This window comes from Streptomyces sp. HSW2009 (assembly GCF_040240285.1).
GTDB lineage: Bacteria > Actinomycetota > Actinomycetes > Streptomycetales > Streptomycetaceae > Streptomyces.
The window spans coordinates 1-1,672 of sequence record NZ_JBEHZD010000941.1; the positions used below are offsets into that span (position 1 = coordinate 1).

The following is a 1,672-nucleotide window of genomic DNA, read 5'->3' on the forward strand; positions in this document are numbered from 1 at the left end:
GGGCGCGGGGGGGCGCGGCGGGGCGGGGGCCGTGGGCGGCGGCGCGGGGCCGCGGGCGGGGCCGCGGGGCAGGCATGGGGCGTCAGGCGGCGTCGGGGCCGACGTCCGCCTTGGTCAGCGGGCGGCGCACCGGGGCCGTCGTCGCGTACTCGTCGGCGCCGATGTCACGGCGACTGCCGCGCTGGTGGCCGTCGATGTCCTCGGTGACGACGGGGCTCTTCAGCGTCGCGGCGCCGATCGCCGGGCTACCGGCCGAGAGCCGGTAGACGCCGTCGGACTCGCGACGGAGCCGCGGGTCGACCCGGGTGAAGCCCCCGGTGGGGATGTTGCCGTTGGAGGCCGCGCCCCACAGGATGTTGCTGCGCCAGGTGAAACCGGTGGTCTTGTCCATGGCGACCAGTTGGCCCGCCTTGCCGACCAGCAGGTTGTCGGCGATGACCACGTTGCGCGGCTCGTAGGTCCGCGACTCGCCGGCCAGCGCGCCCTTCTTGTTGTCCACCAGGGTGTTGTGGGCGATCACCGCGCGGTCGCAGGCGTCGTTGCCGCGGCGCTGCTTCTCGGTCTCGCCCTCATGGTGGTCCCGGGTGCTGCCGCTGCCGATCACCAGGGCGTTCCCGGAGAGTCCGCTGACGTAGTTGTTGACCAGCACGTGGTCGTTGCCGTACACGCGCAGCCCCTCACGGCCGCCGAGCAGGTAGTTGCCCTCCACCGTGGAACCGTTGCCGTGCCGGAGCACGATGCCGCCGCGGCTGTCGCGGATCGTGTTGTACCGGATGATGTTGTTCGAGGACTTCACCGAGATGGCCTCGGGGTCGCCGCTGCACCGCTCGAACAGGTTGTGCTCCACGGTCGCGTGGGCCGCCGAGAGCGCACGGCCACTGAAGCCGATCCGGATCGACTCGCCGCCGTTGTCGCCGGTGAAGCTGTGGTCGGAGAAGTGGTTCTTGACGACCTGGAGCCGCTGCGCCATGGCGTCGGCGCCGGGGCCGTCCACCACGATGAAGAGGCCGGCGGTGGTCTTGTGGTGGAAGCGGTTCCGGTCGATCTTGACGTCGTCGCCCCGCACCAACACCCAGCTCAGCTTCGTGATGTCCGCGAACTGGAAGTCGTTGCGGGTCAGCCGGATGCGCGAGCAGTCCGCCGGAATCTCCAGCGTGGAGCTCTGCCGGAACGCGAAGCCGCTGATCACGATGTTGGTCGACTTGCTGAAGACGAAGCTGCGCTCGCCGCGCAGCACGACGCCGCCGCGCGAGGCCGCCACGATGGTGATCGGCGCGCTGGTGGTGCCGTTCTTGCCCGTCACCTTGATGGCGCTCTTGCCGGAGATGGTGTACGTGCCGTCGGCCACCACGATCCGGTCGCCGGGCGCGGCCTGATCGATCGCCTTCTGCAACGCGTCGACCGAGGTGACGGGCGCCTTCGGAGCGGCAGCGGCTGCGGTCGTGGCGGTCAGCGCGCTGGCCGGCAGCGCGGCGAACGCCGCGCCGAGCACGGTGCCGCTGAGAAACGTACGTCGTTGCATGATGCCTCCGGTGAAGAACGCGATACCACGCGCAGCGTCGTGTGCGGCCCTCGCCCGCGCCTTTGCCGGCCCCGGCGGGCCCGTCTGTTATTAACAAAAGACGCTGCCCACCAAAAACCATGTGTAGAACACGGGGGGGGGCCGAAGATT

General features: G+C 70.3%; 1 protein-coding gene. It reads right to left on the bottom strand.

Features of this window, described 5'->3' with window-relative positions; all coding sequences use genetic code 11:
* Positions 1-82: 82 nt before the first annotated feature.
* Positions 83-1,522, bottom strand: a complete 1,440-nt coding sequence (locus tag AAHZ94_RS33695; protein WP_349997498.1) for a polysaccharide lyase 6 family protein — start codon at positions 1,520-1,522, stop codon at positions 83-85.
* Positions 1,523-1,672 lie beyond the last annotated feature (150 nt).

Bases quoted from the DNA above. Each gene is read 5' to 3' on its own strand.
- AAHZ94_RS33695 (WP_349997498.1), bottom strand. From the start codon at position 1,522: ATGCAACGACGTACGTTTCTCAGCGGCACCGTGCTCGGCGCGGCGTTC.